We start from the raw sequence: 24,231 nt of genomic DNA, 5'->3' as shown, positions 1-24,231 counted from the left end.
CTGCCCCCGGACCCCCGGGATATTTAGGGCCAGATGAAGCTGAAGCGGATCAGAAGGTGACCGGGCCGTCGAGTTCATGGACCTGCCATGGCAGGCCATGTTCGTTCAGCATGGCCATGAAGTCGTCCGGGTCGAGCTGTTCCATGTTCCATACGCCGGGCTCGGTCCAGTTGCCTTTCAGCACCTGCGCCGCGCCGATCATGGCGGGGACACCGGTGGTGTAGCTGACGGCCTGGCTGCCGACTTCCGCATAGCATTCCTGATGATCGCAGATATTGTAGATGTAATAGGTCTTCTCGCCCGAGCCATCCTTGGCCTGACCTGTGGCGATATCGCCGATGCAGGCCTTGCCCTTGGTTTCCGCGCCCAGATCACCGGGATCAGGCAAAAGGGTTTTCAGGAATTGGATCGGAATGATTTCCTTACCGTCATGCATCACAGGGTCGATGCGGGTCATGCCTACGTTTTCCAAGACCTTGGCATGCATGATATAGGCGTCGCCGAATGTCATCCAGAAACGGGCACGCTCGATCTCGGGGAAGTGGGTCGAGAGCGATTCCAGTTCCTCGTGATACATCAGGTACATGTTCTTGGGGCCGATGGCGGGGAAATCGAACTCGACCTTGTGGGTCATGGCGGGAGAATGTTTCCATTCGCCGTTTTCCCAGTGGCGCACTTCGGCCAGTACTTCGCGCAGGTTGATTTCGGGGTTGAAGTTGGTGGCAAATTCCTGATCGTTCGAACCGCCATTGGCATCAAGCACGTCGATCTGGCGGATGGTGTCCAGCTTGTGCTTTTTCAACCATTTGGCAAAGACCGATGTGACCCCGGGATCGAAGCCCGAACCAAGGATGGCTGTCAAACCGGCCGCCTTAAACCGTTCCTGATAGGCCCATTGCCAGTGGTATTCGAACTTGGCCTCGTCCTCGGGCTCATAGTTCGCGGTGTCAACGTAATGAATGCCCGCCTCAAGGCATGCGTCCATCAGCACCAGATCCTGATAGGGCAGGGCGAGGTTTACGAGGATTTCAGCACCAGTTTCCTTGATCAGCTTTACAGTGTCTTCGACCTTGTAGGCGTCCAACTCGGCGGTCGCGATATCAACGCCCACACGGTCTTTCACCGACCTGGCGATAGCGTCGCATTTCGATTTCGTGCGGCTGGCCAGCGTGATTTCGGTGAAGATATCTGAATTCATTGCCATCTTGTGCACGGCAGCGTGGGATACGCCACCTGCGCCGACAACCAGTGTTTTGCCACTCAAAGTTCCCATGGGGGTGATCTCCTCTCAGGGGTTATTCGTAATAGGTGTAACCATTGATCGAGTCGCGGTAAGCGCTCATCAGGGTTTTGCGGTCCTTGGCTTTCAGGGTGCCGGTCGAAATCGCCTCATCCACCATTTTGCGGAAGGCGGCGACGCAATCCTGCGGGTCGAATTCGACATATGACAGAACCTGGCTGATCGTGTCGCCCTCTTGTTCGTGCAGCAGGTCAAAGCCACCGTCCCGACGCAGGTCTATGGTGACGACGTTGGTGTCACCAAAGAGATTGTGCAGATCGCCCAAGGTCTCCTGATAGGCGCCGACGAAGAAGACACCCATGAAGTATTCGTCCTCTTCGGGCAGGGAATGCACCGGCAGGCTGGGGGAAACACCGTCGGCCAGAATGAACCGGTCGATCTTGCCGTCGCTGTCGCAGGTGATATCGGACAGCACGGCGCGACGGTCGGGGATCTGGTTCAGATATTGCAACGGCACGATCGGGTGCAGCTGGTCGATGGCCCAGACATCTGGCAACGACTGGAACAGCGAGAAGTTGCAGTGATAGATATCAGCAACCTTTTCAAGCTGGTCATTCAGGTCCGTTTCCAGATCCTCTGACGCGGCCAATGCCTTGAGCCGGGCCATCAGCGACAGGTATATCCGTTCGGCCCGCGCCATCTGACGCAGGTCGACATAGCCGCGACGAAACAGGGCGCGCAGCTCGTTACGATAGAAGGTGGCGTCGTTCCAGCATTCCTGCAGACGGTCGCGGGAGAGGTATCCGTGCACCGCGGCGAGGTCCGAGACCAAGTGGTGGTCATCCGGATCAACCTCGGGGCCATTGGGCGCATCGTAAAGCGTGCTTTCGAGCACGTTGAAGACCAGCATCGAGGACGTCGCCACCACCGCGCGCCCACTTTCCGTGACCAGTGTCGGATGGCCCACCTCTGCCTCGTCCATGGCGTAGGCCACGGTTTCGACGACATTGGCGCAGTATTCTTCGACCGTGTAGTTGATCGAGTTTTCGGCAGCTTTCTTTTCGCCGGTGTAATCGACCCCCATGCCGCCACCCAGATCCAGGTGAGTCAATGGAACGCCTTCGCGAGTGAGCTCGGTGTAATAGCGACAGGCTTCGCCCACAGCGCGGCGCACATCGTTGACATCCTGAACCTGGCTGCCCAGATGTGAATGCTGCAGCTTGAGGCAATGCAGCAAGCCTGCGTCTTTCAGCTTGTCTACCGTGGCGATAAGCTGATCGGTGTTCATCCCAAAGGCCGAGCGGTCGCCCGAACTTTCTTCCCATTTGCCGCTGATCTGGTTGGTCAGCTTCACCCGAACACCGATCAGGGGCTCGATGCCCAGTTCGTTGTAAACTTCTATTACCGTGTCGGCCTCTTTCGGGCTTTCCAGAACGATGACCGTGTTGAACCCAATCTTGCGGCTTAGAATCGCCAGTTGGATGAACTCGGCATCTTTGACGCCGTTGCACACGATCAGCGCGTCAGGGGCCAGACGATGGGCCAGCGCAATCACCAGTTCGGGTTTGGAGCCTGCCTCGAGCCCATAGTTATATTTCTTCCCAAACTCGACGATCCGGTCAACAACCTGGGCCTGTTGGTTTACCTTGATCGGGAATACGCCGCGATAGCTGCCATTATAGCCCACGCGCGTAATCGCATCTTGGAAACTTTCGTTCAGATGGGCGATTTCGTGTTCCAGATAAGACGCGACTCGTAGGACCATCGGTGCCTTGATGCCGCGGTCGTCCAGATCGCTGAGGATACCGGGCAGGCTGATCGCCGCTGTCTCGGGGGCCGTGGGATTGCGCAGACCGATCTCGCCCTGTTCGGTCACCTCGATGAGGCCTTTGCCCCATTTCTCAACTCCGTAGATGGAATGCGGTGCGTCGGGCGTCTGTTTCAATCAAGTCGGTCCTTAACGTAGGGTGCCAGTTTCGCGCCCGCCAATACGGCAGCAGTTTGATTCTTCCAAGTGTAAACTATCTGATTGGGGATTCCGAATTTTACGCGGACGGGTGGATTGGGATCAGATGATTGTCCCATTGGCATTCGGCGCGGGTTCGAACAGCTGGGCGCGCGCCCGTCAATGTCCCGAAGGCGCCTGTTCCCGTGGTAAAGACCAACCCGTTCGCACCGGCCCCAAGCCCACAGACATCCTCAAGCGCGAAGGCGCCGATGAATGTGCCACTGGTTGTGTCAAACTGGTGCAGCGCATTGCCGCGCGGACAGGTGATTGCGATCGTCTCGGCGTCGGCTGAAAATGCGATGCTGCCAGCGTATCCCTGCAACATGCTTTGTTCGTGATCCGGCGCGGCAAGCAGGCGCGGGGCTTCGCCCTGACGATGCAGGCCCAACAGGGGCGGGTGTTCGGACTTGCTGCCCTGCCATTGCATGGCAAAGCCAACCAGACCGTCGCTCCGCACCGCCAGATGGCGGATCGAGTTCTTGTGAAGCTCGTCAGGTAACGACACCTGCTCTTGGATCCTGCCCGACAGGGTGAGATAGCTCAGGTTGGGTGCCATCGTCGGCAGGTTCAGCTTTGTGCGCCCGGTTTCGGGGTGCGTTTCGATCCCGCCATTGGCAATCACCAGCGTTTCCCCGTCGGGCATCAGGCGCATGTCATGCGGGCCTATTCCGCCCGATGAAAACTCACCCAGACGCGAAAAACTTTCTGCGTCCCAGACACTGATAATACCTGTCCCGGCTTCGTAGTCGTTCTCGGTGGCATAAAAATACGCGCCATCTGCCGAGAATGTGCCGTGGCCATAGAAGTGTCGGCTTTCAGGGGCCTTTAGCTGCGCAATCTGCGCGCCGGTTGCGCAATCGATGACGATGGCAAAGGTGCCCGGACGCCTGGCAAACGCGACCGCCAGAGCTTTGTGCGGGTGGGCAGCGGCCGCATGTCCGCGTCCGGGTAGAGGCACGGAGAACACGATCGCGCCCAATGTGCTCAACCCGGCAAGTCGAAAGGACCCGTCGGGAAACAGCCCTGCGGCCAGAAAATCAGGCGAACCGGCCGAGGCCCACCCGCGGATCGGGGAAATCGTGGTCGCGGCAAGACCGGCAAGAAAATGGCGGCGTGACGTCATGGGTTAGTCTCCGTCCAGCGAGTTGAATCCTGCGCTGATCCCCAATGTCGGACCCAGCTCGGTCACGGCGATGGTGCTGATATCGTGGATCGACTGTTGAAGCGCCTCGATCCGGAACCGGGCCTGGGGATCTGAAACCCCGGCCAGCGAGGGATCGTCAATGGATTGAGCGTTCTGGATGGCACGTGCAAACGCAGCGTCCAGTTCCGACGCGATTTCGGGGTGATCAAAAGACAGCCGTGCGGCTAAATCTCGCAAGGATATCAGCGACAGTTCTACATGGCGTAAAGACCGCCCGGACCGCCACGCTTCTGCCCGGTTCGGACGGGGGCGGTCAAATGTCCCCATGGGGCGACCCAGCCGAGTGTCAGCCGTGAACTCAAGACCTGTGGACAGGGCCTTGAACAACTCTTGCATCGCTTCGTCCTGCGTCCGGTAGCGGCTATTTTCTCCGGGTTGGGTAAGGCTAGGGGCATAGATGTGCCAGTCCTGCGCCATCGCGCGGGCATTGGCATCGATATCCGCCGTGATCGCCCTGATCAGCGCGCAGCGATATTCGGCATTGCCCTGTTCCGCGAAGGTGGGATCGAACAACATCCGTTCGAGGGCAAAGAACCCGCGCCCTGCGATTGACGTTTCGGCATAGGCGTCCGGGCTTTGCACGGCATCATCCTGAGCCTCGATATGCTGGGACAGAGTTTTGGATGTGAACCCTTTCGTGTCGGGCCAGAAAGCCAGGGCGAAAACGCGGTCATCGACCTCGGTCGGACCAAACCGCAGGTGGCTGGCTGAAATCCAGCTGTCGAAAGCCGCATCGTAGGCCGCGCGCAGCGCCGGTGAAGTCGGATCGCACTCAACCAATGATGCGCTGACAAGCGCGCCGGTCGTTTCCGGAAGGGTCTCGAACCGGGGCAGGATATGTGTCTCGGCAACGTCCATCAGGATCGGTGCGCGATCCTGTGCCTGCGCGGCAAGTGGCATCAACAACACTGCAACAAGGGTAAGAAAACGCATGGGTCACAGGCTTTCCAGAAATTTGATCAGGGCGTCACGGTCTGCCTTGGGCATCGAGACTACGGCATCACGGGCAGCCTGCGCTTCACCGCCATGCCACAGGATCGCCTCTAGCAAGGTGCGCGCCCGCCCGTCATGCAGAAACTCCGTGTAGCCCGAGACGCGTTCGGTCAGGCCAACGCCCCACAAAGGCGGCGTGCGCCATTCCCGGCCTGTCGCTCGGGCCTCGGGGCGATTGTCGGCCAGACCTTCGCCCAGGTCATGCAGCAACAGGTCGGTGTAGGGCCAGATCAACTGAAAACTGTGCTCGGGCCGGTCTTCCATCCGATGGGTGACATGTGACGGTGTGTGGCATGACGCGCAGCCGGTCGCATGGAATACCTCTTTGCCGCGCAAAACCTTGGGGTTGTCCACGTCGCGGCGACCCGGCACGCCCAGATTGCGGCTGTAGAAAGCGACCAGGTCCATACCCTGATGATCGATCTCAAAGCCGCGCTCATCATCGTCGCCGTGCGGGGCTTTGATGCAGTTCACCTGCACATTGGTGCAGTCCCCGTGCGGAGCAGGGTAGAGCGGGTTCGATATGCCGATATCCCCGGCAAAAGCAGCAGCCGATTGTTCCATAACTGTCGGCATCCCCGCCTTGTGACCGAACCGGCCCATCATTGGGGTGTCAAACTCGACCGACCAGACGATATTCGGGCGACCCGATATGCCGTCCCCATCCAAATCGTCGGGGTCGGCCCTGGCGAGCAGGTCTTCGACCGGGATCGCTTCCAACAGGCCAAGCCCGATCATCTGCGGCGCGATCCGTGGGCTTAGCATCGCGTCCGGGTGCAGCGGACCATAACCCAGACCGGCTGCCTGATAAGTCGGGCGGCGCAGTGAGGCGGTTTCACCGTCAGAAAGCGCTACCGGGATTTCTTCGTACGAGATGTCCAGCCGGTATTCCGCTGGATGGCCTGCCAGTGCGAAATCCTGCATCTGCCCACCATAGGTAGGCTCGGGCACAGTGGCGATGTATTCTTCGATCGCTGCATAGCCATCTTCCGACGTGCCGGGGATCGAGACCCGCAGGAACATCGAAACCGCGTTGTCATCGGGCCCGTTTGGCGTGTGCCCGCGCCCATCCTTGATATGGCAGCGCTGGCATGACCGCGCGTTATAGAGCGGCCCCAACCCGTCAGAGGCGAGCGTCGATGAGGGCGACGAAACCCAAACCTTCTTGAACAGCCCGTTTCCGACCTTGAAATTCAGCTCCTGTTCAAAGCTCAAGTTGTCTGAGGGTTGCGAGAACGCATCCGCGTCCGTACGAACTCGAACTGTCGCGGCCCCGGCGGGCAGTTCTTCAAATTGCTGCGGTGCGCTGAAATCCTGGGGCGGCGCCGTGACAACGGCAATCCGGGCGCGTTCATCGTCAGTGCGGGGGGTGACGTTCAGATGCAGATCCACCAGTTCGGCTGACAGGGAAGGGGTGGCCGCAAAGGCGACCACCGACAGGGCGACAAAGCTATTCGCCTTCGTCCATTTTCGATGCGTTGAGTTGCGCATAATTGGCTTCGCCGATCCTTTCATAGAGGTCGAGCTGCGTTTCGAGAAAGTCGATATGACCCTCTTCATCGGACATCAACTTCTCGAACAGCGACATCGAGACATAGTCGCCGGCATCCCGACAGTATTCGCGCGCTTCCTTGTACAAGGCCCGTGCATCAATCTCGGCCGCAAGGTCACATTCCAGCGTTTCCTTTGGTGTTTGACCTATCCGAAGCGGGTCTAGCTTCTGAAGGTTGGGGTGGCCTTCCAGAAAGATGATCCGTTCGATTAGCATGTCCGCGTGGCCCATCTCTTCGATGCTTTCCTCGCGGCTTTTCTTGGCCATGTGGCCAAGTCCCCAGTCTTCCTGCAACCGATAGTGCAGCCAGTATTGGCTGACAGCAGTCAGTTCATGCCGCAGAGATTTGTTGAGATATTCGATGACTTTTGGATCGCCCTTCATCTGCACTCTCCTGTGATACTGCCGCGCGCAGGGCGCGGAGTTGCATGGGTACTTCGAGATTATCGCTTGACCGCATCGTGTCCAGAAACAGAGGCATGCATCCGCCGCAATCCGCCGATTTTCCAAGAGCACGGTAAACCTTGCCCGGGGTGATGATGGTTCGGGGGTCGGCTGTCCGCATCCAGTCGATGGCGGCGCGGATGTCGTGGTCCGAGATGTTGGTGCAGTGGCAGACAATCATGGATGTTGGCTTGAGTTTGTGTGGCTCAGTGGGCTGGCGGGTCAGCGTGTTGAGTGTACCGGGGGCAGGCAAGCCCCCGGCGCGCGTTCTTGTTTAGTGGAATACCGCGTCGGGGTTATCCAGACTGTCTGATCCTTCAAATTCAATCTGGTCCAGTTCCAGTGCGGTCACGATGCGCTCGATTGTCTTGGTCTGGTCGATCAGGCCGATGACGCCGGCCATGATCAGGGTTTCACCGCCTTCGTTGCCGCGTTCCAGCATTTGGTCATAGGCAAACCCTGCTTCCGCGGTCGATTTGATCCTGCCAAGGGCTTGCATCGTGACGGCCAGTTTCGCTTTCATCTCGGCGTCCAGTTCCGGGTCTGTTGCGTTTACCAATTCGGCCAGTGATGCGCCCGATACAGGTGTTCCATCGATGCGGGTATAGCTGCCCAGATAGACGTTCTGAACGCCCAGCCCATCGTAGTAATGGCTGTTGTGGGTGTTGTCCGAAAAGCAATCATGCTCTTCTTCCGGGTCGTTCAGCATCAGGCCCAGACGCATCCGCTCACCCGCCTGTTCACCGTAGGACAGTGAACCCATACCGGTCAGGATCGCACTGACACCCGCCGTTTCATTTTCCATCAGCGCCGTGCGCGCCGCGCCGCCTTGTTTCCACTGATCGGTCATCCAGGTCAGATCGCTGACCAACAGGTCGGTTGCGGCGCTCAGATACTGGGCACGACGGTCGCAATTGCCACCGGTGCAGGCATCGCCGTTTGCATAATCAGTGGCTGGACGGTTGCCTGCACCTGCCCCGTGGCCATTCATGTCCTGACCCCACAGCAGGAACTCGATAGCGTGGTAGCCAGTTGCGACATTGGCTTCGATACCATCAGCTTCGTGCAGGGTTTCGCTCAGCAGTTCCGGAGTAATCGTGTTGGCGTCAATGGTTTCGCCCGATAGTACGAAGCTGGGGTTGGCGATGACATTCAGAACCGCAAATTCGTTCTCATCCGTCGCGCCACCATAGGCCGCGTCGACATAATCAATCAGACCTTCATCCAGCGGCCAACCGTTTACTTTGCCTTCCCAGTCATCAACGATTGCATTGCCAAAGCGATAAACTTCGGTCTGTTGATAGGGCACACGCGCTGCAACCCATGCTGCCCGTGCCGCAGTCAGAGTCACGTCCGAGGGTTCTGCAATCAGCGCATCGACTGCATCCCGCAAAGCCTTTGCCGCAATCAGGCTGTCGTCATACTTGACTTCGGCAATATCGGCATAGGTTTCCAGAATATCCGCTTTTGCAGGCACATCCCCTGCAAAAGCAAAAGTGGCTGTCGCAAATGTCAAAGCGCTGGCTGTTGCAAACAACTTGGTCATTGAGGTCATTACTTTCTAGTCAGAACTGTCAGATCAGGCGGGTTTGTTCCCGCGGCGGCTTTCGCTGAAATAACTGAGTTAAAAAGTCAACATTGTCAATCTGAGTTTTTTTATCGGGAAATGGAGTTGCTGGCCTGGTGGTCACCATCCCCATATCTGACGAGGTGTTGATCCGGCGGATCACATTGTGCGGTACATGTTTCGGGCTAAAATCATCCTAGTGATTCTTTTTAGGTGGTTTGTGGTTCATGAAGCGCGTGGTTCTGGCCTTGTTCCTGTTTCCTGCGGCACTTGCAGCGCAAGCAACGCAGATTTCCACGCCTCATCACCATGGTTCAGGCCAGATCAATATCGTGTTTTCGGACACCGGGTTCGCCTTGGCGCTGAGGGTGCCAAGCATGGACATCGTCGGGTTTGAATCCCCGGTTGAAAACGATGACAACCGCACGCGTGTGGCCATAGCAATGTCAGAACTTTCCGACCCGCTAGACCTGTTCGTAACCCCGCCCGAAGCTGGATGCTCTACGGTGACGGCCCATGTGATTTTGACATACGGCATCACACAGCAGAAAGGTGAGGCGAACGCAGTCACAGGCTCCACAACGGCAGAGAGTCACTCGGAGTTTCAGGCAGACTATGTCATTCAGTGTCAGGATATGGGTGCGCTGAACATGATCGAGTTCGCCTATTTCGCGCGGTTCAGTGGGACTGACCAGCTGAACATCCACTTGAATACGGGCGGGGTACAGGGCGCTGTCGAAATCACACGCGCGGCACCATATCTCGATCTTCGGCCGGATCGATGAGCGCTGAATTCAAAGGGAAAACCAAAAGTGGTGTTTTTGTTCGATGGTCGGGGGATTTTGGTAGCGGAGGAGGGACTTGAACCCCCGACACGCGGATTATGATTCCGCTGCTCTAACCAACTGAGCTACTCCGCCGTGAGTGAGAGGCGATGTAAGCGAGGGGCCGGGGAGGGTCAAGAGGGAAATCGCCCTAACCGGGGAATTCTTTCACGGGCTCTGTCACCGGGTCCTGCAAGGGCGTCTGACGGAACATCGTGGCGTCCACCATCCTGCGGATAAACGCGGCGCATATCTCCGGTTCTGTGATCAGGATCATATGACCCAGACCGTCAAGCTCTTCATAGCTCAGACCATATTTGGCCATCGGCGGTCCGTGAAGGGCAGGGGACAGAAGCGCGTCCTGGCGGCCATACAATATCCCGCCGGGGACCGACAGCTCGGGGTATCTGGCCACCAGCGCATCGCAGCTGGCATCCAACCCGATAACGTCCTGCGAGGCCGTGACAAAGGCCGACGGGCGCAGCCCTAGCGCACCACCCGCACGGTCCAGAAAGTCATGTGGAGGGGTTTCAGGGTCAAATGCGACACCCAGACTGTGCGGTGCTGTTTTTGAGGCCATGGGAACCGCAATCGTGTTGGCAATCAGGCTGCGCAGCCATTTGGTCCGGATCTCGAGCGGTTTGAAGATCACCGGTGTTTCAGGCAGCCTGTGCGTCAGTGGCGCCAGCAGAGCGAGGCCGGATACCCGCTCGGGGTGGTCTAAAGCCAGTGCCAGCGACACCGCACCGCCCAGTGAATGCCCCACCAGCACGACCTGATCCACGCCCTTAGTTTCAAGAAATTCAGCAATCATCGCGGCCTGCTGCGGCAATTGTGCGAGTTCTGCCGTATCCCGGGTTGAGTATCCACAACCGGGGCGATCCAACGCGATGACGTGGTAATCCTCGGCCAGTTGATCCGCCAACGCGTAGGTAAAATGCTGTAACTGCCCAGCCAGGCCATGAATCAGAACAACCGTCTGCGCGTCCGGATTGCCCATTTCCACATAGTGGATGCTGCCGCCCTGCACGGGCACGATCTGGCCCATCTGCGGCACGGTTTTAAGCCCCTGACGGGTTATCCGCCGGGTCCACAGGGCCATGGCCAGAAGAAAGACGGCAAAGGCCGTAACCACGCTAAGAATAAATGTCATCTAGCTGTCTCCGGTCCTAACGGGGTTGTATTGCTCCAATCCTGATTGTGCCATGCGTTTCTGAAACTCGGCAACTGTTCCGGGCCAAAGCGTCGTGTTTTGCCCTTCCGCATCAATGTACCAGGATGTACAGCCTCCGATCTGCCAGACACTGTCCGCGTGGCGGTCATGCATTTCCTGCGTAAAGGCCGCCTGTTTCACCGCATCGGGAGTGATCACCGACAGTTCCTTGCGTTGCATCTCGCTTAGAACCCGGCCGATATGCCCGACCTGAGCTTCAATCATCAGCACAACCGAATTATGCCCCAGCCCGGTATGAGGCCCCAGAAGGATGAAAAAGTTGGGAAAACCGGCTATCGCTGTACCCAGATGTGCACACATCCCATTCGCCCAGGCCGACCGCAGCGTTAGCCCATCTGTGCCGGTGATATCCAACCTTTCAACGACATTGGTGACCTGAAACCCGGTACCCCAGATCAGCGCGTCTGCCTCTGTCCTGGTGCCATCTGTCGCCAGGATGCTGTTTCCATCGATACTGGCCACGCCGTGCGGAATGACGCTGACATTGTCGCGGGCCAGGGTCGGATACCAGTCATTTGAACTGAGAATGCGTTTGCACCCAATTCGATAGTCCGGGGTCAGAATGCGCCGATCTTTGGGGTCCGCAATCGCGCCTTCCAGTGACTTGCGCCACATTTTTAGGGCAAAGTTCATCGCGCGTTCCTCGCCCCTGAACACGCGGTGACGGAACTCGAAGAACATGAAAATCAGTTTGCGCCGGATGCGGGGAAGCTGGGGAAGGTAGGCATAAAGTTTGCGCACCCATGGCGCGATCGGGCCGTCAGGGCGCGGCATAACGTAAGGCGCGCTGCGCTGAAAAACGGTGACGTGGCGCGCAATCTTGGCAATCTCTGGCACGAACTGAACGGCTGACGCCCCGGTGCCGACAACTGCCACATGCTTTCCGGTCAGATCGACGGTGTGATCCCATTTGGCCGAATGAAAACAGGGGCCGGGAAAGCTGTCGGTGCCGGGAATGTCCGGAATGCTGGGATGATGCAGCGCGCCAATGGCCGAGACCAGAAACTTGGCTGACCAGATCTGGCCATCCGTGGTTTCAACCTGCCAATGCGTGCCATCCCATCTCGCCGATTTCAACTCCTGCCCAAAATGGCAAAGATCATACAATCCTTCCTGATGCGCGACATTTTGCAGATATTCCTGTATCTCTGCGCCACCGGCATAGGCGCGACTCCAGTACGGATTAGGGTGGGTCGCCATGGAATACAGATGTGAAGGCACATCGCAGGCGACGCCAGGATAGGTGTTCTCGCGCCACGTGCCACCGATATCTTCAGCCTTTTCCAGAATGGCGATATCTTTGATGCCGTGTTTGCGTGCCTCAAGCGCCATCGTCAGCCCTGAGAACCCGGCACCGATGATCAGCATCTCTGTCGTGTGGTGCATTGAAGCGCCCCTCCTGAAACAACTTTATGGATATCTGTTGCAGATGTCTGCACGTGATTGGCAGTGAAGTAGGTCACACAAGATAAAATGACCGAACGACCTTACGTGAACAGGCGCGGCGAAAAACCGTCATCAGGGCGGTGTCGCTTCCTGCAAACACATATCGCAATCAGAGAGGTGAACGCGGCGTATTTCCGTCAGTCTGATTCAAAACAGGAGGATTGCCCCTTGTCGACCCGTACTCTTGCACGTGCCGGTGGGCGTTCCGCGCGCCGCGCTCTTCGCACCGCGCCGAACTTTGACATGCTGCCGGGTTTGACCCGCGGCATCCCGCATTGCGAAGTTATGAACGGAAGCCAGGTTGAGCTTATCGACAAGGCCGCCATGAATATTCTGGAGAACGTTGGTGTCCAGTTTCGCGATCCGACCGCAGTGGAAGACTGGAAGAAAGCGGGCGCGAAGGTTGACGGAGAGCTGGTCTTTCTGGACCGCAACATGGTGCGCGAGCTGATCGCGACCATTCCGGCGCAATTCACCTATCACGCACGCGATCCGCAAAAGAACCTCGCTCTCGGCGGCAAGCACTCGATCTTCGTGCCGATGACCGGCGCGCCATTTCTGCGTGATCTTGACGACGTGCGCCGGAACCCGACGCTGGACGATCTGGCGATGTTTCATAAACTGTCGCACATGATGCCCGCACTGCACAGTTCGGCCCATCATATCGTCGAACCTTACGATCACCCGATCAGCCAGCGGCACCTGCGCATCACTTATTCGTCGATGAAATACTCGGACAAAACCTTCATGGGAATGACCACCTCGCCCAAGAATGCCGAAGACGTGATGGACATGTGCGATATCCTTTTCGGCGAAGGGTTCATTGATGACCACCCGGTTACAACGGGCAACTGCAATGGCAACAGCCCGCTGGTCTGGGATGAAACCATGCTGGGTGCAATGCGCGCCTTCTGCCGCCGGAATCAGCCGGTTTTGTGCTCGCCCTTCGTTCTGGGCGGTGCCAATACGCCCGCATCGGTACCCGCAACCGTGGCACAGCTGACCGCTGAGGCGCTTTCGGCGCTGGCTTATACGCAGGTGATCCGCAAGGGCTGTCCGGCGATTTGGGGGCACTATCTGTCAACCGTTTCGATGAAATCCGGTGCGCCGATGGCAGGGACGCCTGAAATCAGTCTGATGAATTTCATGATTGGTCAGATGGCGCGCTTTTACGATGTGCCATGGCGCACCTCGAACACGCTGGGCGGGGCCAAGACGTTTGACGCGCAGGCCGGGTACGAATCCGCGACAACTCTGGGCGCTGTTCTGCATGCAGGGGCCCACTACATCTGGCATTCGGCAGGCTGGAACGAGGCGGGGATGCATTGTTCGGTCGCCAAGTTTGTTGTGGACGCGGAACAATGCGCGATGGCCTATCGGATGGCGGAGGGGCCTAAATGGCATGATTTTGACGAAGCCTTGGCCGCAATTCCGGATGTGGGTCCCGGCGGGCACTATCTGGGGCATCCGCACACCCAGGAGAATTTTCAGACGGCTTTTTTCATGCCCGAACTGTTTGACAACAACTCGATCGAACAATGGGTGGCGGAAGGCGAAGTTGAAATCACCGAACGCGCCCTGATCTACGCGAGGAAGCTTTTGGCCGAGTATCAGGAACCCAAGCTGGATGAGGCCAAGAACGACGCCCTTCTGGACTATATCGCCCGCCGCGAGAGAGAAATCCCGGCCGCGGATGAGTTGAACCAGAATTACTGACGGTCAAGTTCATTCTTTGCCGGATCGCCACTCTTTCCAGATCAGATAGCTGTTGGCGGCAAGCGAGGCGAATGGCTCGGGCGGCAAACGCGGCAAGTCCGGCTGCGCCAGAAAATGATCGGCGATGTCAGACCGCCGGTCCAGCACCAGTTCAGCGATGCCCATGCCTTGCAGTGTTCCCCGTGCGATGCCCAGACCGTTCTGGCAACAGGCAGAGTAGACACCGTCCTCAAGCTCACCGAACGCGGCCGATCCATTGCGGCTGAGGCAAAGCATCCCGGCCCAGCGATGTTCCATCTGCACATCCGGCAGATTCGGGAAGCGTTCCCTGAACTTTCGGTCATGCACCCAGCCTGCATTGCGCAGTCGCATTGGACTGGTCTCGATTGTTGGATGAAAGCTGGAGCAGGTGCGGATCAGGATGCGATCCCCATAGCTGCCGGAAATGCGCCGTACTGACGTCCCCATCGGGTTCGCTGGCGTCACCGACCAGCGCGACTTCCCGCCCAGTGTCTTGATCTGCGCCTCGTTCAGCGGGGCTGTGAGCGAGGCGTAAAGGCAAATGTGCATCAATTGCCGCTGGTAGAACCCAAAGCTCTCCAGGTGGCCGTTATTGGCCAGAATGATCCGCCCGGTGCTCACCTTGGCCTTGTTGGTGCTGACCACCCAGCCTGCGCCTTGTTGTTCCAAACAGGTGACGGGTGAATGCTCGAATACTTCGATTTGCCCGGCCAGACGGGCGGACAGCGCTTGCACATATGCCGCCGGCTGAATCATCACTGTCCCCGGCGCATAAAGCCCCGAGGTATAGTGCGGGCTGCCCGTGACCTCTTGCATCTGCTGCTGATCTAAAAGCTTATGCGGCTCGTCCAGTTTGGTCAGATGCGCGGCAAAGGCGCGGTTATACGCGTCGCCCGCTTTGGTGGCGGCTGCATTGTATTTGCCGCAGGGGTCGAACATTTCCTGTGGCAGCCCGCAATCGGAGGCCACTTCGGTCGCAAAGGCAATGGCCTTGCGGTTCAGCGCAATGATGGCGCGATCCGCGTCCGACCCCTTGCCTGCGTAGTTGTCCGAGGCCAAGTCATGGGGCAGGTCGATCATGAACCCAGAATTCCGGCCTGCCGAGCTCTCCGCGAAACGACCGGCTTCCAGCAGAACGATTTTCAGAGAAGGATCCAATTGATGCAGCCGCCGCGCCGCGCTGAGCCCGGCAAACCCGCCACCAACTATTGTGATATCCGCGGTCAGGTCCCGTTCCAGCACCGCCAGAGGTGTTTGGGGCGGCAGAATCGTATTCCATCCCGACGGGCCTGTCTGCCGGGGTAGCCTTTTGGCGTCGTGTCGGCTCAACCGACGGCCTCATCCGCGTCATCGGCCAGATCGATCCAGATGGTTTTCAACTGTGTGTACTGGTCATGAGCATGGATCGAGTTATCACGGCCACCAAATCCCGATTGCTTGTAGCCACCGAAAGGTGTCGTGATGTCACCTTCGCCGAAGCTGTTCACTGTCACGGTGCCTGCGCGGATCATCCGCGCACCACGAATGGCACGTTTGACATTGGCCGTAAAGATTGAGGCGCACAAGCCATAGTCGGTGTCGTTCGCGATCTGGATCGCTTCATCAAAGCCCGAGACTTCAATTACCGACAAGACAGGGCCAAAGATTTCCTCGCGCGCCAAAGCAGCGTCATTGCCGGGCACTTCGACCACGGTGGCCTCGACAAACCCGTTGTCCGCTTTGCCACCGATCACAACGTTCTCGGCCTGATCCAGATAGCCACAAACCTTGGTGTAGTGGTCTTCGCTCACCAGTGCGCCCATGCGGGTTTCGGGGTCGAGCGGGTCGCCGATGTTCCATTGTTTGGCGTGATGCGCGATGCGCTCCAGCAGCTCAGCCTTCACTTTCTTATGCACGATCAGGCGTGACGAGGCCGAGCAGTTCTCACCCATGTTCCAGAATGCGCCATTGACGATATGCGCCGCCACACGGTCGAGGTTTTCGGCATCCTCCATGACGATAGCAGGGTTCTTGCCCCCCATCTCCAACACCACCTCTTTGGCGTTGCTTTCTGCCGAATAGGTCAGAAAACGTTTGCCGGTCACGGTTGAGCCTGTGAAGGACACCATGTCGATATCCATGTGCCGCCCAATGGGTTCGCCCACCTCGGCCCCGCCACCGGGAACGATGTTCAAGACACCGCGCGGCAAGCCGGCCTCCATCGCCAATTCGGCAAGGCGCAGGGCCGTCAAAGTGGTTTCCATCGCCGGTTTTACAACAACAGAACAGCCTGCCGCCAGCGCTGGCCCGATCTTCCATGCCAACATCAGCAGCGGAAAATTCCACGGCAGCACCAGACCCACAACGCCGATTGGCTCGCGCACCACCATGGCGATGTGATCGTCGCTGGCGGGCGAAACCTGATCGTAAATCTTGTCAATCGCCTCAGCGTGCCACTTCAGGCAGTGGATTGTCTCAAGCACATCAACAGTTTCGCAGTCGTAGATGGTCTTGCCACTGTCGATACTCTCCATTACCGCCAGTTCACGGGCGCTGCGAGCCATCAGTTTGGCCAGCCGGATCAGCACATCCTTGCGCTCGGCGGGGTGCAGTTTGGACCAGCGGCCATCGTCGAACGCCTCACGAGCTTTCTTGACGGCAAAGTCCACATCCTCCGCGCCACAGGATGCGATATCGGCCAGCTTTTCACCGGTTGCAGGGTTCTCTGTCGCAAAGGTCTGGCCCGAAACCGCCGGACGAAACGCGCCGTCGATAAAGGCGCCTGTCGGCAGGCTCAGACCTGCGGCGATGGATTTGTACTCGTCCTGTGTCAGCAGATCCATGTTTGTCACCCCTCAGCCACGATGTCGGCGATTGTCTTTCTCAGCACGCGCGTCACCTGTTCTAGCGCGCGCTTGTCATCTTTGTTCAGGCCCTTCAGCGGAGGCCGCATGATACCCGCGTCGATCCCGTTCATGGTGACGCCATGCTTGATGGTCTGGATAAACTTGCCGCCCTGTTCCAGCACCCGCATCAGCGGCATCATCGCTGACATGATCCGACGCCCCTTGGCAAAGTTGCCTTCGATCACGCAGGCCTGATACAGCGCCACATGTTCCGCTGGCAGGAAGTTCGAACCGCCGCAGACCCAGAATGGTGCGCCCCAGGCGAAAAACTCCAGTGCCTGATCGTCCATGCCACAGCCCAGCTGGATATGCGGATAATCCCGGGCCAACAGATGCACCCGGTTGATATCGCCCGAGCTTTCCTTGATGCCGCAGAAATTTCGGCTACGACCTACGCGGTCAAGGAACTCTTCTCCCATCATTGTGCCGGTACGGTGCGGATAGTTGTACAGCATCACCGGCAGGTCGGCGGCCTTGTCGATGGCCAGTGCATTCAGCGCGTTTTCGCGATCCGTCGGCACCGAGTAGGGCGGGCTGGCCAATAGGATGGCGTCCGCGCCGATATCGCGTGCGCCAGCGGCCAGCGCAATCGAGTCCGAAGTCAGCATCGCGCCCGTGCCAACGACCAAGGGCAACCGCCCTTTCAGGTGCTTATGCGTGAATTTGGCCAGTTCCAGCCGCTCCGGCCCGGTCTGGGCATAATTCTCACCCGTGGATCCGCCGGAAATCAGGCCGTGCACACCATTTTCGATCAGGTATTCGATCACGTCGGACAGGGTGTCCCAGTTCACGCTGCCATCGTCGTGATAGGGGGTGACCACAGGAGTATAAATTCCTTCGAACTTGAAAATCGGGTTCATTTCGTCCTCATGCGGGCTTCGAAAGTGGCGGGATACCCATTGCGACATCCAGTGCGTCAGGCATCACGAACATCCCGATCTGATCCCGGGACAGGTTCCAGTGATCCTCGGCCAGTTTCGCCGCCGCGGCTTCATCGCGTGCCTCGATGGCTGCGATGATCGCGTCATGCTGTTGGCTGGCCAGCGACAGGTTTTCCGACATTTCAACTGTCTGCGGCCGATAAAACGTCATGCCAATCCGTGCATGATCGATCAGCAGCCGGTTGAATGACGGAAGCAGGTAGACATTGCCGGACATCTCTCCGGTCACGTCATGAAAACGGTTGTTGGCAAGTGCGCGATCCTCGACCGACCCTGAACGAAGGGCAGCTTTGAACGCGTGCTGAGCCGCTTTCAATTCTTCGATTTGCGCGTTAGTCGCGTTCACTGCCGCCAGACGCAGGATGGCCCCGTAGACCATCGGCGCGGCAAGGAAGAAATCGCGCAGTGTGGTGTAGGACATTTCCGAAACACGGGCGCTGCGGTTTTTTCGCAGATCCAGATAGCCTTCGCCTGCCAGTTGACGAAACACCTCACGCAGAGGCGTGCGCGACAGGCCGAATTCATCGGACAAATGCGCCTCATCCAGATCGTCACCTGGACGAAGGCGCAGCGTCAGGATGGACATCTTCAGGTGTTCTCTGAGCGCATTTTTGCGCGACTTGGCTTCGTCTTTCATCCTTTGGCCTCACTATGTCCTCTGGCTGCCGTGTCCGAATCGCGGTGGTCGTATTTTTGTATTTCTAAAAAATACAACTTGTATACAAAAAAATCTCGTGCAGCATGGGTGTCTGCAAAATAGACTCACGCTTGGGCGTCGGCCCAGTTTGGAAATGGTCCTGCTCATGCTTCAGACGCAGCACTTCGCCTTCATCCTTGTCGAGGAGTTTTCGCACCTCGCCTTTTCCTGTGCGGTCGAACCGCTGAGGATCGCCAACCTAGTGAGTGGCGATGAGCTGTATCGCTGGTCTTTTGTATCCGAACAGGGCGAGCAGGCCGTGTCTTCCAATGGATCCGTCACTCTTGTGCATTCCGGACTTGAGGAACTGCCCAAGTGCGATCAACTCTTTGTTTTGTCGGGCATTCACATGCGTGACCACGTGACTCGTTCCCTTCTGGCTGCACTGCGGCGCGAACGCGCGCGCGGAACGCGGATCGGGGCATTGTGTTCCGGGGCGTGGTTGCTGGCCGAGGCCGGGTTCCTCAATGGTATGCAGGCGGCGATCCATTGGGAGTACCACGACGCATTCATGGAGGCGTTTCCGGATGTCAATCTGGTGCGCAGCGTCTTTGTCGCCGACGAAAAACACATTACCGCATCAGGTGGAACCGCGACCGCAGACCTGATGCTGCATCTGATCGAACGCGACCATGGCGAAGAACTGGCCACTGATGTTGCGGATCAGATGGTCTATAACACTGTGCGTAATGCGACCGCCAAGCAGCGCGTTTCGCTGCAATCGCGCAATGGAATGCGCAATGCCCATCTGGCAAAGGCGATAGACATTATGCAGGACAGTCTCGAAACCCCTGTCTCACCATCCTTCATTGCCGATGTTTTGGGTATTTCCACCCGTCAACTTGAACGGTTGTTTGGTAAATACCTGAACACTTCGCCAAAACGGTACTTTATGGAAATGCGGCTGGAACGAGCCCGGAAACTGCTTTTGCAAACCGAGGCGTCGGTTACCGAAGTCGCCGTGGCCTGCGGCTTCGAAAATCCGGGGCATTTCTCTCGGGTATACCGATCCAGTTTTGGCATCACACCCCACGCGCAGCGCAACAAGATCAACTGATGAAAGATGAGTTGCTGGTTCGCGCTTACCGGCGGGGGTGCCGCGATCTGCTGGCCTCGAACTGGCCCGATCTGGCACCCCCTGATCCTGCCGGGATACCCCCTCGTTAAAAACTGGACTAGTCAACAGACCGGCAGGATTACCCACCAATAAATCTCGATATAGGCATAAGTATATCAAGAACTTGTCATCCAGAGATTTGTTGTGCCCTGTTTCGTTAATCTACCGTTAATTTAAGGCTCAAGTTGAGGCTTTGATTGTGGGTAATCTGCAATATCGACGTGCGGTCGCCGCAATTTGTTCAAGCTGATGGCGTTTCGAGATTTGGGTCAGGTCCCAGTGGTTTCCGAAAGGAATCTGTTTCACGGTTCAAATCAAGTAGTGAACATACCACAAGGGTTTGGTCGACCAACGCTCGGACGACGCGCCTGCCGATCATCTTGGAAGGCAAGAAAACGAACAAATCCTATTTCTGTTAGAATCTAGACAGCATTCGACGAGCAATTTTGCAGTTTGTGAGGAAACCCAGATCAAGCTTGCTCGCCGTTGGAATACGCCTTCGAGGCCGCAGATTGTACGTATCTGGCATGGCGCGCTGACGACGCTGATATCCTGTGCGACCAGAAGCGATCGGGATCCGTCAGTCCAGATGATAGGACAGAAACCGTTCTGTCCTGCCGGCACTATACCCCCACTGTGCTTTGACACCGAAAACTTCTGAAACGGTTTGCAAAGACAAGGCTTGTTTGGGCGGGCCAAGAGAAACCAGCTGTCCTTCTGATAAAACAGCCACGCGATCACAGGCCATTGCCTGATTCAGATCGTGCAGTGCCATCACCGTTGTCACTTTTAGAATTCGAACACAGTCCAGGATCGACAGTTGGTGATGTATGTCCAGATGGTTGGTCGGTTCGTCCAAAAGCAAAAGGCCCGGTTGCTGCGCCAAAGCCCGCGCGATGTGCAGCCGCTGGCGCTCTCCTCCAGACAATGTTGCCCATTCTCTGTGTGCCATATCGGCCATTTCCACAGTTTGCAGGGCTTTGTCGACTTGCCTGGTATCTTCGGCGCGCCAGGGCCGTAAGGCCGACAGCCAGGGCGTCCGGCCCAGCTCGACCACGGACCGTGCAGTTACGCGTTCGGCTGTATCAGCCTGTTGTTCAACAATGGCAATCCGTTGGGCAATCTGTCTGCGCGACAAATGCGAAACGGGATGGCCCGCTATGACGACTTTTCCCGAAACCGGACGTGCCAAACCCGCCAACAGGCGCATCAGAGTTGATTTGCCCGAACCGTTGGGTCCGACCAAAGCCAGTGTTTCGCCGGGCTCCACGACAAACGATACGTCTGACAGCAAAGTCTTGCCGCGAACCGAAAATGTCAGGTTTTGCGCCTCGATCTTCATTGGGCGTTCCTCTGGCCGCGCACCAGAATTACGGCAAAGGCAGGCGCACCGATCAGGGCGGTAACCACCCCAATCGGCAGAACCTGACCCGGGATGATGATGCGCGACACGATATCGGCGCCGATCAGGAAGACCGCTCCGATCAAGGCGGCCGTTGGGATAAGCCTGCGATGCCCCGGTCCTACAAGGAACCGGGCAGCATGAGGGATGACCAGCCCGACAAAGCCGATGGACCCGACGATCGAAACCATGACCGCTGTTGTCAGCGCGGTGGCGAAGATCAAGGTTGCCTGCACCCGCCGCACCGGTATGCCCAGCGAGGCCGCTGAATCAGTGCCGAAAATAAATGCGTCCAAAGCTCTGGCGTGAAAGCGGCAAATAAGCCAGCCGGCAAAGGCCACCGGAATGGCCAGATATACATCCGGCCAGCGCACGCCGCTGAGGTTTCCCATCAGCCAGAACATGATCCCGCGCGCCTGATCGGCATTGGCGGATTTGGCGATGATAAAGGCCGTTAGCGCATTGAACAACTGAGACCCGGCAATTCCCGCCAAAACGATTTGCGCCGTCGCAGCCCGCCCGCCGCCTGCGCCGGAGGCTCGGGCCAGCAATGCGACAAAACCAAAAGCCAAAAGCGCGCCATTGAACGCGCCAAAAGACAGCGACAAAGCTCCCCCGCCTAAACCAGCGATGGTTACAGCCACGGCACCTGTCGAGGCCCCGGCAGAAATGCCCAAAATATAAGGGTCAGCCAACGGGTTTCGCAGCAATGCCTGCAACACGACCCCTGCGACAGCCAGACCGGCACCGCAGGACGCAGCGACCAGAGCGCGAGGAATCCGGTAGCTCCAGATAATACCCTGATCAATTGGGTCGACGGGCAGGTCCGCTCCGGCCAGCTTGTTGACCAGAACGGAGAGAACCAAATCGGGCGACAACGAGGTTTCCCCGATCATCGCGCCCGCAAGGACCGCCGCAATCAACAATGGCACAGTTAGGCACGCGGCCTTGAAACCCTGCCGAAAGATTGCGGCGACCTCGTTCACAAGTTGTTTCCGATGGTATCCAGCTTCTCGGCCAGATCCTCCAGTGCCGGGATTGCGCGGATGGTGGCGTCCATGGCCTGCGCATCCATAACGACAATCCGGTCATTCTTGACCGCATCCATCTGGCTGGTCACCGGATCAGCGCGCAGGAACTCCAGCTTTTTCAGGTAGTCGTCCGCAGCAAAGCGACGGCGGTCCATCTTGGCAATCACGATCACCGTCGGATTGGCCTTGGCAATGGTTTCCCAGCCCACTGTTGGCCATTCTTCATCCGTCTCGACGACGTTGCGGATGCCCAATGTGCTCATCATGTATCCCGGTGCGCCCTTCTGCCCGGCCACAAACGGATCGCTTTCCATTTCAGGAGAGGAAAACCAGAATACGGCGGACACATCGTCCAGCTTCACGGCTTGCGCCTTGGCGACGGCTGCGGCTTCACGGGCCTTGTACTCGGCAACCAGGTCCGTGCCGCGTTCGGACACATCAAAGGCTGCCGCCAGTTCTTCGATACCCTGATACAGCGTATCGGTCGAGAACGCTTGCAGGCGGGTGCCATCGCCGCCGACCGTATTGTCTTTGCCGACGCAATCCGCAGGCATCACGTAAGTTGGAATACCCAGTTCGTGAAATTGCTCACGCGTGGCGACGATGCCCTCGGGTCCGACATGCCATTCATATTGCGCTGCGACCAGTCCCGGCCGCTTGGCAACAACGCTTTCAAAGCTGGGATCATTGTCTGCCAGACGCTCTACCTTGGCATTCACCTCGGCATATTCAGGCAGCACCTCGTTGAACCAGACCGAAGTTCCAAGAACCTGCTCACTCAGACCCAGCGCATAAAGCACCTCGGTCGCGGCTTGGCCGACCGTGACTGACGACGTCACTGGCGCGTCAAACGTGACCGAGTGACCGCAGTTTTCGATGGTTAAGGGAAAGTTTCCTTCGGCGGCAGCGCTGGTAGCCAGCAAGGAAAGGCCAATCAGGCCAGTGCGTAGAAACATGACAATCGATCTCCATGTGTCAATGACCAGAGAACGGGTGAATGGGCATTTACCGAAGCAACAGACGCTTTTCTGCCTGCTGTGAGCGCAGAGTGGTACATAGCCCGCCCGGCGCGTTTCTTCGGCAACCTCCCCGGACAACCCCGCCCGGTGTGTTTCGGTTTCATACCGGCAGGTCTCCTGACTGACGGGTCTTTGTCTGTCCTGTCTTCCCAGACCGATATGGCCCAGTGACGGAATGGACAGCGCTCGCCGCCTACAGTTGCGGGGGCAGTTCCGGTTGGCACCAAAAGGCACCTCGGATTCCCTCTTAGCCACATCGGGACCGGTAAAACGCGGGTACCTTAACACTTACTCTGCGGCAAGAAAAAACTCGGGGGTCTTTCCCATTTTCTCCCAAGGGCATGAACCTGCGCGTCTCAACATGGTGCTGACGTCAGACAAGCCGCTGAGAAGGCGCTACAATCCGCCCCGAGGACGTCGGTGTGTGATATATAGGAAAATCATGGCTGGGGTGGTAGGAATCCTTGCCGACCGATGAAACCTATGGGCTTTTCAGCGAAGCCCGAGAAACTGGGGCGGTTTCGGGGGCATTTTGCTGAGCTAAGCGACGGGCGGAATGGAGCGTCAGCGGGTCAGCACGGGCATTCGCTAAGCTCTGCGCCGGGCATTTTGACCGCTAGAACGACCGCTCACTGGCGCTTTGGGGATAGCTTACGAGACCGCCAACCTGGACCGCTGACGACTAGCCCGGGTGCTGACGGGGGTCGCTGGTGCTGGCGGTTCGGGGGCTTTGGTGGGGTGAGCGGAAGTTCAAGCCTAGTGCAGCGAATGGCTGCTGAGAGCCCAATGCGGACCTCGTTTATGGTCATACTGGAATAAACTTGGCGGAATATGGCGCCCAGTTTTCTTTCCATGGTCTGGCCTGTTCAAGTTCGTAAGATAGCTCGACA

19 protein-coding genes, 1 tRNA gene, 1 pseudogene and 1 riboswitch are annotated in these 24,231 nt (G+C 57.8%); of the genes and pseudogenes, 3 read left to right on the top strand and 18 right to left on the bottom strand.

Annotation, left to right across the window (positions count from 1 at the left end):
* Nucleotides 1-49: 49 nt before the first annotated feature.
* From AC2FNC_RS15590 to AC2FNC_RS15555, 8 genes are all read right to left on the bottom strand, one after another.
* Complete coding sequence (locus AC2FNC_RS15590) at nt 50-1,273, bottom strand: saccharopine dehydrogenase family protein (RefSeq protein ID WP_480519033.1); 1,224 nt, start codon at nt 1,271-1,273, stop codon at nt 50-52.
* A 22-nt stretch (nt 1,274-1,295) separates the two neighbouring features.
* Nucleotides 1,296-3,185: a biosynthetic arginine decarboxylase gene (gene speA / locus AC2FNC_RS15585; protein WP_496715827.1), complete on the bottom strand. Its 1,890-nt coding sequence runs from the start codon at nt 3,183-3,185 to the stop codon at nt 1,296-1,298.
* A gap of 100 nt (nt 3,186-3,285) precedes the next feature.
* Nucleotides 3,286-4,371, bottom strand: coding sequence for a DUF1513 domain-containing protein (locus tag AC2FNC_RS15580; protein ID WP_480519029.1), 1,086 nt, complete (start codon nt 4,369-4,371; stop codon nt 3,286-3,288).
* 3 nt (nt 4,372-4,374) lie between these two features.
* Nucleotides 4,375-5,385: an imelysin family protein gene (locus AC2FNC_RS15575; protein ID WP_496715825.1), complete on the bottom strand. Its 1,011-nt coding sequence runs from the start codon at nt 5,383-5,385 to the stop codon at nt 4,375-4,377.
* A gap of 3 nt (nt 5,386-5,388) precedes the next feature.
* Nucleotides 5,389-6,936 (bottom strand): di-heme oxidoreductase family protein, encoded by a 1,548-nt coding sequence (locus tag AC2FNC_RS15570; RefSeq protein WP_496715824.1) that lies wholly within the window; start codon nt 6,934-6,936, stop codon nt 5,389-5,391.
* Nucleotides 6,896-7,381, bottom strand: a complete 486-nt coding sequence (gene bfr / locus AC2FNC_RS15565; RefSeq protein ID WP_480475650.1) for a bacterioferritin — start codon at nt 7,379-7,381, stop codon at nt 6,896-6,898. Before bfr ends, AC2FNC_RS15570 begins: the two co-directional genes overlap by 41 nt.
* Nucleotides 7,329-7,622, bottom strand: coding sequence for a (2Fe-2S)-binding protein (locus tag AC2FNC_RS15560; protein ID WP_480476910.1), 294 nt, complete (start codon nt 7,620-7,622; stop codon nt 7,329-7,331). The genes bfr and AC2FNC_RS15560 overlap by 53 nt, the downstream gene beginning before the upstream one ends.
* Before the next feature lie 93 nt (nt 7,623-7,715).
* Nucleotides 7,716-8,987, bottom strand: coding sequence for an imelysin family protein (locus tag AC2FNC_RS15555; protein ID WP_496715822.1), 1,272 nt, complete (start codon nt 8,985-8,987; stop codon nt 7,716-7,718).
* A gap of 248 nt (nt 8,988-9,235) precedes the next feature.
* On the opposite strand from AC2FNC_RS15555, the gene AC2FNC_RS15550 reads away from it, so the two are divergent.
* Nucleotides 9,236-9,793 carry a ZrgA family zinc uptake protein gene (locus tag AC2FNC_RS15550; protein ID WP_496715821.1) on the top strand — a complete coding sequence of 186 codons (558 nt, stop codon included), beginning with the start codon at nt 9,236-9,238 and terminating at the stop codon, nt 9,791-9,793.
* Between the two features lie 58 nt (nt 9,794-9,851).
* Here the strand turns inward: AC2FNC_RS15550 and AC2FNC_RS15545 are convergent.
* The 3 genes from AC2FNC_RS15545 to AC2FNC_RS15535 form a co-directional block, all read right to left on the bottom strand.
* Nucleotides 9,852-9,928: transfer RNA gene (locus AC2FNC_RS15545), tRNA-Met, on the bottom strand.
* A 55-nt stretch (nt 9,929-9,983) separates the two neighbouring features.
* On the bottom strand, nt 9,984-10,985 hold the full coding sequence (locus AC2FNC_RS15540; RefSeq protein ID WP_496715819.1) for an alpha/beta fold hydrolase: 1,002 nt from the start codon (nt 10,983-10,985) through the stop codon (nt 9,984-9,986).
* Nucleotides 10,986-12,452 (bottom strand): flavin-containing monooxygenase, encoded by a 1,467-nt coding sequence (locus AC2FNC_RS15535; RefSeq protein ID WP_496715818.1) that lies wholly within the window; start codon nt 12,450-12,452, stop codon nt 10,986-10,988.
* Nucleotides 12,453-12,680: 228 nt separating this feature from the next.
* Here AC2FNC_RS15535 and AC2FNC_RS15530 point away from each other — a divergent pair, with 228 nt between their 5' ends.
* The gene (locus AC2FNC_RS15530) at nt 12,681-14,228 is read left to right on the top strand and encodes a trimethylamine methyltransferase family protein (RefSeq protein ID WP_496715817.1); all 1,548 of its coding nucleotides are present in this window, start codon (nt 12,681-12,683) and stop codon (nt 14,226-14,228) included.
* Nucleotides 14,229-14,237: 9 nt separating this feature from the next.
* Here the strand turns inward: AC2FNC_RS15530 and AC2FNC_RS15525 are convergent, their stop codons facing one another.
* The 4 genes from AC2FNC_RS15525 to AC2FNC_RS15510 are packed head-to-tail and all read right to left on the bottom strand — an operon-like array spanning nt 14,238 to nt 18,712.
* The gene (locus AC2FNC_RS15525) at nt 14,238-15,578 is read right to left on the bottom strand and encodes an NAD(P)/FAD-dependent oxidoreductase (protein ID WP_496715816.1); all 1,341 of its coding nucleotides are present in this window, start codon (nt 15,576-15,578) and stop codon (nt 14,238-14,240) included.
* Nucleotides 15,575-17,071, bottom strand: coding sequence for an aldehyde dehydrogenase (locus AC2FNC_RS15520; RefSeq protein WP_480553997.1), 1,497 nt, complete (start codon nt 17,069-17,071; stop codon nt 15,575-15,577). Before AC2FNC_RS15520 ends, AC2FNC_RS15525 begins: the two co-directional genes overlap by 4 nt.
* Nucleotides 17,072-17,076: 5 nt before the next feature.
* Entirely contained in the window at nt 17,077-17,994 is a 918-nt protein-coding gene (locus AC2FNC_RS15515; protein ID WP_480625340.1) for a dihydrodipicolinate synthase family protein, read from the bottom strand.
* Between the two features lie 7 nt (nt 17,995-18,001).
* Entirely contained in the window at nt 18,002-18,712 is a 711-nt protein-coding gene (locus AC2FNC_RS15510; protein WP_496715814.1) for a GntR family transcriptional regulator, read from the bottom strand.
* A gap of 166 nt (nt 18,713-18,878) precedes the next feature.
* On the opposite strand from AC2FNC_RS15510, the gene AC2FNC_RS15505 reads away from it, so the two are divergent.
* Complete coding sequence (locus tag AC2FNC_RS15505) at nt 18,879-19,829, top strand: GlxA family transcriptional regulator (RefSeq protein ID WP_480605338.1); 951 nt, start codon at nt 18,879-18,881, stop codon at nt 19,827-19,829.
* A gap of 891 nt (nt 19,830-20,720) precedes the next feature.
* Here the strand turns inward: AC2FNC_RS15505 and AC2FNC_RS15500 are convergent.
* The 3 genes and pseudogenes from AC2FNC_RS15500 to AC2FNC_RS15490 all read right to left on the bottom strand — a co-directional run.
* Nucleotides 20,721-21,231: pseudogene (locus AC2FNC_RS15500) on the bottom strand (ABC transporter ATP-binding protein); the annotation flags it as partial.
* Nucleotides 21,228-22,277: a FecCD family ABC transporter permease gene (locus AC2FNC_RS15495; protein ID WP_480493702.1), complete on the bottom strand. Its 1,050-nt coding sequence runs from the start codon at nt 22,275-22,277 to the stop codon at nt 21,228-21,230. The gene AC2FNC_RS15495 and the pseudogene AC2FNC_RS15500, both read right to left, overlap by 4 nt.
* Entirely contained in the window at nt 22,274-23,278 is a 1,005-nt protein-coding gene (locus tag AC2FNC_RS15490) for an ABC transporter substrate-binding protein (RefSeq protein ID WP_480475675.1), read from the bottom strand. Before AC2FNC_RS15490 ends, AC2FNC_RS15495 begins: the two co-directional genes overlap by 4 nt.
* 153 nt (nt 23,279-23,431) lie before the next feature.
* Nucleotides 23,432-23,623, bottom strand: a riboswitch (cobalamin riboswitch).
* Nucleotides 23,624-24,231 lie beyond the last annotated feature (608 nt).

This window comes from Ruegeria sp. BHSA123 (genome assembly GCF_059613425.1).
The sequence above is the reverse complement of the archived record's forward strand: the minus strand, read 5'-3'. Positions and strand labels throughout refer to the sequence as shown.

What these genes read in the sequence shown, in the direction of transcription:
- AC2FNC_RS15590 (WP_480519033.1), bottom strand. Translation starts at nt 1,273, where the DNA reads ATGGGAACTTTGAGTGGCAAAACACTGGTTGTCGGCGCAGGTGGCGTA.
- AC2FNC_RS15580 (WP_480519029.1), bottom strand. Translation starts at nt 4,371, where the DNA reads ATGACGTCACGCCGCCATTTTCTTGCCGGTCTTGCCGCGACCACGATT.
- AC2FNC_RS15575 (WP_496715825.1), bottom strand. Translation starts at nt 5,385, where the DNA reads ATGCGTTTTCTTACCCTTGTTGCAGTGTTGTTGATGCCACTTGCCGCG.
- AC2FNC_RS15570 (WP_496715824.1), bottom strand. Translation starts at nt 6,936, where the DNA reads ATGCGCAACTCAACGCATCGAAAATGGACGAAGGCGAATAGCTTTGTC.
- bfr (WP_480475650.1), bottom strand. Translation starts at nt 7,381, where the DNA reads ATGAAGGGCGATCCAAAAGTCATCGAATATCTCAACAAATCTCTGCGG.
- AC2FNC_RS15560 (WP_480476910.1), bottom strand. Translation starts at nt 7,622, where the DNA reads ATGATTGTCTGCCACTGCACCAACATCTCGGACCACGACATCCGCGCC.
- AC2FNC_RS15555 (WP_496715822.1), bottom strand. Translation starts at nt 8,987, where the DNA reads ATGACCAAGTTGTTTGCAACAGCCAGCGCTTTGACATTTGCGACAGCC.
- AC2FNC_RS15550 (WP_496715821.1), top strand. Translation starts at nt 9,236, where the DNA reads ATGAAGCGCGTGGTTCTGGCCTTGTTCCTGTTTCCTGCGGCACTTGCA.
- AC2FNC_RS15540 (WP_496715819.1), bottom strand. Translation starts at nt 10,985, where the DNA reads ATGACATTTATTCTTAGCGTGGTTACGGCCTTTGCCGTCTTTCTTCTG.
- AC2FNC_RS15535 (WP_496715818.1), bottom strand. Translation starts at nt 12,452, where the DNA reads ATGCACCACACGACAGAGATGCTGATCATCGGTGCCGGGTTCTCAGGG.
- AC2FNC_RS15520 (WP_480553997.1), bottom strand. Translation starts at nt 17,071, where the DNA reads ATGGATCTGCTGACACAGGACGAGTACAAATCCATCGCCGCAGGTCTG.
- AC2FNC_RS15515 (WP_480625340.1), bottom strand. Translation starts at nt 17,994, where the DNA reads ATGAACCCGATTTTCAAGTTCGAAGGAATTTATACTCCTGTGGTCACC.
- AC2FNC_RS15510 (WP_496715814.1), bottom strand. Translation starts at nt 18,712, where the DNA reads ATGAAAGACGAAGCCAAGTCGCGCAAAAATGCGCTCAGAGAACACCTG.
- AC2FNC_RS15505 (WP_480605338.1), top strand. Translation starts at nt 18,879, where the DNA reads ATGCTTCAGACGCAGCACTTCGCCTTCATCCTTGTCGAGGAGTTTTCG.
- AC2FNC_RS15490 (WP_480475675.1), bottom strand. Translation starts at nt 23,278, where the DNA reads ATGTTTCTACGCACTGGCCTGATTGGCCTTTCCTTGCTGGCTACCAGC.